Annotated in this window: 3 protein-coding genes and 2 rRNA genes (1 of these 5 only partly in view); 3 read left to right on the forward strand and 2 right to left on the reverse strand. The window is 60.5% G+C overall.

Translation table 11 applies throughout. The features are described 5' to 3' along the window. Nucleotides 1–151: 151 nt before the first annotated feature. From LCH97_RS12390 to LCH97_RS12400, 3 genes are all read left to right on the forward strand, one after another. Entirely contained in the window at nt 152–1597 is a 1446-nt protein-coding gene (locus LCH97_RS12390; protein ID WP_227301956.1) for a PLP-dependent aminotransferase family protein, read from the forward strand. A 37-nt stretch (nt 1598–1634) separates the two neighbouring features. Beyond that, complete coding sequence (locus LCH97_RS12395; RefSeq protein WP_227301957.1) at nt 1635–2552, forward strand: LysR family transcriptional regulator; 918 nt, start codon at nt 1635–1637, stop codon at nt 2550–2552. An 86-nt stretch (nt 2553–2638) separates the two neighbouring features. After that, nucleotides 2639–3880, forward strand: coding sequence for an FAD-dependent monooxygenase (locus tag LCH97_RS12400; protein ID WP_227301958.1), 1242 nt, complete (start codon nt 2639–2641; stop codon nt 3878–3880). Nucleotides 3881–4171: 291 nt separating this feature from the next. On the opposite strand, the gene rrf is transcribed toward LCH97_RS12400, so the two are convergent. Continuing rightward, nucleotides 4172–4284 (reverse strand): 5S ribosomal RNA (rrf, locus tag LCH97_RS12405). Between the two features lie 104 nt (nt 4285–4388). Further along, nucleotides 4389–7087: ribosomal RNA gene (locus LCH97_RS12410) — 23S ribosomal RNA — on the reverse strand (it continues 192 nt past the right edge of the window).

Consider the following 7087-nt stretch of genomic DNA (forward strand, 5'->3'; position numbering starts at 1 on the left):
CGTCTGGGCAGCCGCTTGCTGTATGGCCCGCCGCAAGGGGCAGGCAGAACAGCACCGGTAAGCGAACTGTACGCGGTAGCCGCGTGGCCCGCCTGCCACAGCGGGCTACAACACACTGGCGCACGGCGTGTCTGTTCTATATAACAGAGCCATGACCGATACCGCCCTCCCCGCCGTCTACCAGCGCATTGCGGCCAACTTGCTGCAGCAGCTAGATAGCGGTCACTACCCGCCCGGCAGCCGTCTGCCATCTGTGCGTGCGCTGGCCGCCGAGCACGGCGTGAACGTACTCACTGCGCTGGCCGCCTACCGCCACCTGGAACAGCAACAGCGCGTGGTGGCGCGCCCGCGCGCCGGCTACTTTGCCGCCCTGCAGCCCCACCCGGCACCGGGTAGCGGCCAGGCTTCGCCGCTACCGGCCGCGGCGGCGCTGGTTGACCTGAAAAGCCGCATGTCCACCCTGCTGCAGCTGGGTGACGAGCGCATCCACTGGCAGCTGCACATGGCCGAAGCCTCGCCCACGCTGTACCCGTCGGCCGAGCTGGCGCGGCGGCTACAAAGCACGCTCACCCGCCAGCCCGGGCTGATTGGCGCCCACCTGCCAGGCGACATCCAGCGCCGCCTGTGCCATGGCCTGCAGCGCATCGCCAGCGAACGTGGCCTGTCGCTGCAGGCAGACGGCATCCTGCCCTGCCACGGCATTACCGAGGGTATCAGCCTGGCGCTGCGCTACCTCACCCGCCCCGGCGACACGGTGGCGGTAGAAACCCCGGTGTACTTCGGCCTGCTGCAAACCCTGCAGGGCCTGGGGCTGAAGGCGCTGGAGATCCCCTGTACGCCAGACAGCGGGCTATCGCTGGAGGCGCTGGAGTTCGCCCTGCGCCACGGTCCTGCAGTGAAATGCCTGGTATGCGTACCGCACTTCCAGAACCCCACCGGCGCGCTGATGCCGGACGAACACAAGAAGCGCCTGCTGCAGCTGGCCAGCCAGTACAGCCTGACGCTGATCGAGGACGACGTGTTCGGCGACCTGTACTACGGCAGCGAACGCCCTACCCCCATGAAGGCCTGGGACCGCCACGACCAGGTGATCTACTGCGCCTCGTTCACCAAGAGCTACGCGCCATCGCTGCGGCTGGGCTGGGTGGCAGCCGGCCGCCACCACGCCGCACTGGCGCAGCTGCAGGCCAGCAGCACGCTGACGGTGTCGCCACTATTGCAGGCCGTGCTGGCCGACGTGCTGGATAGCGGCGACTACCAGCGCACCAGCGCCCGCATCCGCCAGCAGCTGGCCAGCCAGATGCACGCCACCGCCGACGCCGTACTGCGCCACTTTCCCAAGGGCACGCGCATCCGCAAGCCGCAAGGCGGCATGCTGTTGTGGGTAGAATGCCCGCCGCAGAGCGACACCACCGCGCTGCTGCAAGGCGCACTGGCCGACGGCATCAGCTTTGCCCCCGGCATGGCATTCTCGGCCGAGCCACGCTTTGGCCACTGCCTGCGCATCAATTGCGGCCAACCTTTCACTCCGGCGCTGGAGGCCGCCATCGCCACGCTCGGCCAGCGCCTTGCTACGCAATTATTGCAAGCGCGGTGATACACTGGCAGACCCGATACCGCGCTTATGCCCTGACATGAAAGCCACGCCCAGCCTGCCGCCAGACGCCCTCCTGGCTTTTGACGCCCTCGCCCGCTGCCTCAGTTTTACCGCAGCGGCCAACGATCTGGGCTGTGCCAAAAGCCGCGTCAGCCAGCTCATCAAAGAGCTGGAGCAAGAGCTGGGCACCGTGCTGGTGCTGCGCAATACCCGCCGCGTGGTACTGACCGAAAGCGGCCAACGCCTGGCACGGCACGCCGAAAAGCTGCGCCTGTTGCTGGCCGGTATCCGCACCGATATCGATGAAAGCAAAGACAAGGTAGAAGGCCCGCTGCGTATCGGCTGTTCCGCCGGCCTGGCGCAGCAACTGCTGGGCCCCTTGCTGGCCGAGCTGGCGCACGAGTTTCCCGACCTGCAAGTCCGCCTGCAGGTAGAAAACCGCGTGGTGGACCCGGTAGTAGAGGGGCTGGATTTCTGCCTGCGCACCCGTAATGTGCACGACGACCGCCTGGTAGCGCGCCCGGTCGGCCTGGTGTGGGAAAAGCTGTACGCCTCACCCGAGTACCTGGCCGAGCACGGCAGCCCGCATGCGCTGGACGACCTGCAGCTGCATCGCCTGATCAGCAACGCCTACTACAGCGAACAGGGCGAAGAATGGCGGCTGGAGCGCGATGACCAGCAAACCACCATCAAGCTGCGCCCGGCGCTCACGGTAGACCAGTACAGCGTGGTGGCTTCGGTACTCAAACAGCACCACGGCATCGGCCTGCTACCCAGCTATATGGGCCAGCCGCTGGTGGAAAAAGGCATTCTGGCCGAAGTACTGCCCGACTGGCGCGCTGCCGGCTGGCCGGTGTTCCTGGTATTTGCCTACCAGCAGCCGCTACCGCGCAAATACCAGGCCTTCATGAGCTTCATCATCCCGCGCCTGCAGGACAAACTCGGCAGCCCATGATTGATGCAGGCCAAGGTTGGCCGCAAGGTGCGCTGCTACAGTAGCCGCTTTCCTGCCGGCCGCGCCGGCGTGCTATCGGGGGTTTTATGGTCGAACATGTAGATATCTTCATCGTGGGCGGCGGCATGGTGGGCACCGCCATCGCTGCCCGGCTGGGCCACAGCGGCCTGAACATCGCCGTGCTGGAACAGCAGGCACCACCGGCCTTCGACCCCGACAGCCCGCCTGACCTGCGCGTATCCGCCATCAGCCCGGCCTCGCGCGCGCTGCTGGAGCGCATCGGCGCCTGGCAACACATCGAAGCCATGCGTAGCGCCCCCTACCAGCGCATGCAGGTATGGGAAACCGACCGCAGCGCCGGCACGCTATTCGACGCCGGCGAAGTAGACGCGGCCAACCTGGGCCACATCATCGAAAACCGCATCGTGCAGCTGGCCTGCACCCAGGCACTGCAACAGCACGCCAACATCCAGCTGATCTGCCCGGACAGCATCCAGCGTCTGGACATCCAGGCCGGTGGCAGCCGTATCGAGCTGGCCAGCGGCCGCAGCTTTGTCGCACGCCTGGTCATCGGCGCCGACGGTGCCAAATCGCAAGTACGCGACGCCGCAAGCATCGGCCTCAACAGCCACGAGTACCCGATGCACGCCTTCGTGGCCACCGTCGGTATCCAGGGCGGCGAGCGCGACATCACCTGGCAGCGCTTCACCCCCAACGGCCCGCAATCGCTGCTGCCGCTACCGGGTGATTACGCTTCCCTGGTGTGGTACCACCAGCCGCAGCAGGTACAACAACTGCTGCAGCTGGACGATACCGCGCTAATCGCCGCATTTAGCCGCGAATTCCCCGACGCACTGCCCACCCTCACCCATGTCGTCAGCCGTGGCAGCTTTGCGCTGATCCGCCGCCACGCGCAAGACTACGTGCGCGCCGGCGTGGTGCTGGCCGGCGACGCCGCCCACACCATCCACCCGCTAGCCGGTCAGGGCGTCAACCTGGGCTTCCAGGACGCCGAGGCGCTGTGCCAGGTACTGGAGCAGGCCGTGCAGCAAGGCGAAGACATCGCCAGCCTGGCCGTACTGCAGCGCTACCAGCGCCAGCGCATGCTGCCCAATCACGGCATGCAACGCCTGATGGACGCCTTCTGCTACGGCTTCAGCAACGACAGCGGCCCGCTACGCTTCGTGCGTAACCTGGGCCTGAAGCTGGCCAACCACAGCGGCCCGGTGAAGAAAGAAGTCATCCGTTATGCACTAGGCCTCAGCACACCGGATCAGCTGCTACCCACACCGCTAGCGCTGTTCAAACCACGCCTGAAGCGTGCCTGATCTGCGATGTTAAAAGCAAAAGCCCGCATAAGCGGGCTTTTTGTTGGGGGAGGTACCTTGCGGCCAACGTTGGCCGCAGCATAGCGGTAGTGGTAGCCCGGCATAAGCCGCAGACGCATCCGGGAGCCGGCCGCAGGCCGGCTTGGGGTAGGTGGCGACGTGACCGGGGCCGTTCGGTGAGTGGCAGCGGCTGCATGATGGCGGCCAAGGTTGGCCGCGGGGTGCGTGCGGTGTTTTCGCCGCACCAAAGCACAAAGCCCAGCTCGTTTGAGCTGGGCTTCGGTATGGGGCGTCTGGCGGTGTCCTACTTTCACACAGGAATCTGCACTATCATCGGCGCTGAGGCGTTTCACGGTCCTGTTCGGAATGGGAAGGCGTGGGACCACCTCGCTATGGCCACCAGACATAAACTGTCACAAACTTGAAGAAGCCAGGCTGGAAATCTCCAGCCGGTAGAATTTTCTTGTATCAACCAGCGCTTCATCATCAACAAAGCAACTCAAATGATAGGATCAAGCCTCACGAGCAATTAGTATCGGTTAGCTTAACGCCTCACAGCGCTTCCACACCCGACCTATCAACGTCCTGGTCTCGAACGACTCTTCAGGGAGGTCAAGCCTCCAGGGAAGTCTCATCTTCAGGCAAGTTTCCCGCTTAGATGCTTTCAGCGGTTATCTCTTCCGAACTTAGCTACCCGGCGATGCGACTGGCGTCACAACCGGTACACCAGAGGTTCGTCCACTCCGGTCCTCTCGTACTAGGAGCAGCCCCCGTCAAACTTCCAACGCCCACTGCAGATAGGGACCAAACTGTCTCACGACGTTTTGAACCCAGCTCACGTACCACTTTAAATGGCGAACAGCCATACCCTTGGGACCGGCTACAGCCCCAGGATGTGATGAGCCGACATCGAGGTGCCAAACTCCGCCGTCGATGTGAACTCTTGGGCGGAATCAGCCTGTTATCCCCGGAGTACCTTTTATCCGTTGAGCGATGGCCCTTCCATTCAGAACCACCGGATCACTATGTCCTGCTTTCGCACCTGCTCGACTTGTCGGTCTCGCAGTTAAGCTACCTTTTGCCATTGCACTATCAGCACGATTTCCGACCGTACCTAGGTAACCTTCGAACTCCTCCGTTACACTTTGGGAGGAGACCGCCCCAGTCAAACTGCCTACCATGCACTGTCCCCGATCCGGATCACGGACCAAGGTTAGAACCTCAAACACACCAGGGTGGTATTTCAAGGACGGCTCCACTGAAACTAGCGTTCCAGCTTCATAGCCTCCCACCTATCCTACACAAGTCTGTTCAAAGTCCAATGCAAAGCTACAGTAAAGGTTCACGGGGTCTTTCCGTCTAGCAGCGGGTAGATTGCATCTTCACAAACATTTCAACTTCGCTGAGTCTCAGGAGGAGACAGTGTGGCCATCGTTACGCCATTCGTGCGGGTCGGAACTTACCCGACAAGGAATTTCGCTACCTTAGGACCGTTATAGTTACGGCCGCCGTTTACTGGGACTTCAATCAAGAGCTTGCACCCCATCATTTAATCTTCCAGCACCGGGCAGGCGTCACTCCGTATACGTCCACTTTCGTGTTGGCACAGAGCTGTGTTTTTGTTAAACAGTCGCAGCCACCTATTCTCTGCGACCTCTACTAGCTTCGGACGCGAAGTCCTACACCAACAGAGGCACACCTTCTCCCGAAGTTACGGTGTCAATTTGCCGAGTTCCTTCTCCTGAGTTCTCTCAAGCGCCTTAGAATTCTCATCCTGCCCACCTGTGTCGGTTTGCGGTACGGTTCTTATGCAGCTGAAGCTTAGTGGCTTTTCCTGGAAGCGTGGTATCAGTTACTTCAGATCCGTAGATCCTCGTCATCACCTCTCGGCCTTAAGGTGCAGCGGATTTGCCTACCGCACCAGCCTACCGGCTTAAACGACCTATTCCAACAGGCCGCTAACCTAACCTTCTCCGTCCCCACATCGCACTGCATAAAAGTACGGGAATATTAACCCGTTTCCCATCGACTACGCTTTTCAGCCTCGCCTTAGGGGCCGACTCACCCTACGCCGATGAACGTTGCGTAGGAAACCTTGGGCTTTCGGCGAGCGGGCTTTTCACCCGCTTTATCGCTACTCATGTCAGCATTCGCACTTCTGATATCTCCAGCAGGGTTTACACCACCACCTTCACAGACCTACAGAACGCTCCCCTACCACGGACACATTAATGTGCCCATCCGCAGCTTCGGTTATCAGTTTGAGCCCCGTTACATCTTCCGCGCAGGACGACTCGACCAGTGAGCTATTACGCTTTCTTTAAATGATGGCTGCTTCTAAGCCAACATCCTGGCTGTCTAGGCCTTCCCACCTCGTTTACCACTTAACTGATCATTTGGGACCTTAGCTGGCGGTCTGGGTTGTTTCCCTCTTGACGATGGACGTTAGCACCCACCGTCTGTCTCCCATGCTTGCACTTTCCGGTATTCAGAGTTTGCCATGGTTTGGTAAATCGCAATGACCCCCTAGCCATAACAGTGCTTTACCCCCGGAAGTGATACATGAGGCACTACCTAAATAGTTTTCGGGGAGAACCAGCTATCTCCGAGTTTGTTTAGCCTTTCACCCCTATCCACAGCTCATCCCCTAGTTTTGCAACACTAGTGGGTTCGGACCTCCAGTGCGTGTTACCGCACCTTCATCCTGGCCATGGATAGATCACTCGGTTTCGGGTCTACACCCAGCGACTGAATCGCCCTATTCGGACTCGGTTTCCCTACGCCTCCCCTATGCGGTTAAGCTTGCCACTGAATGTAAGTCGCTGACCCATTATACAAAAGGTACGCAGTCACCCGTTTCCAGGCTCCCACTGTTTGTATGCATCCGGTTTCAGGTTCTATTTCACTCCCCTCCCGGGGTTCTTTTCGCCTTTCCCTCACGGTACTGGTTCACTATCGGTCGATCACGAGTATTTAGCCTTGGAGGATGGTCCCCCCATATTCAGACAGGATTTCGCGTGTCCCGCCCTACTTGTCGTATGCTTAGTTCTTGGAATGGGTTTTCGTGTACGGGGCTATCACCCACTATGGCCGCACTTTCCAGAGCGTTCCACTAACTCAATCCATAACACATACAGGCTCTTCCGCGTTCGCTCGCCACTACTTACGGAATCTCGGTTGATTTCTTTTCCTCGGGGTACTTAGATG

It is taken from the genome of Vogesella sp. XCS3, from assembly GCF_020616155.1.
In the GTDB taxonomy this organism is placed as follows: Bacteria; Pseudomonadota; Gammaproteobacteria; order Burkholderiales; family Chromobacteriaceae; genus Vogesella.

What these genes read in the sequence shown, in the direction of transcription:
- LCH97_RS12400 (WP_227301958.1), top strand. Translation starts at nt 2,639, where the DNA reads ATGGTCGAACATGTAGATATCTTCATCGTGGGCGGCGGCATGGTGGGC.
- LCH97_RS12390 (WP_227301956.1), top strand. Translation starts at nt 152, where the DNA reads ATGACCGATACCGCCCTCCCCGCCGTCTACCAGCGCATTGCGGCCAAC.
- LCH97_RS12395 (WP_227301957.1), top strand. Translation starts at nt 1,635, where the DNA reads ATGAAAGCCACGCCCAGCCTGCCGCCAGACGCCCTCCTGGCTTTTGAC.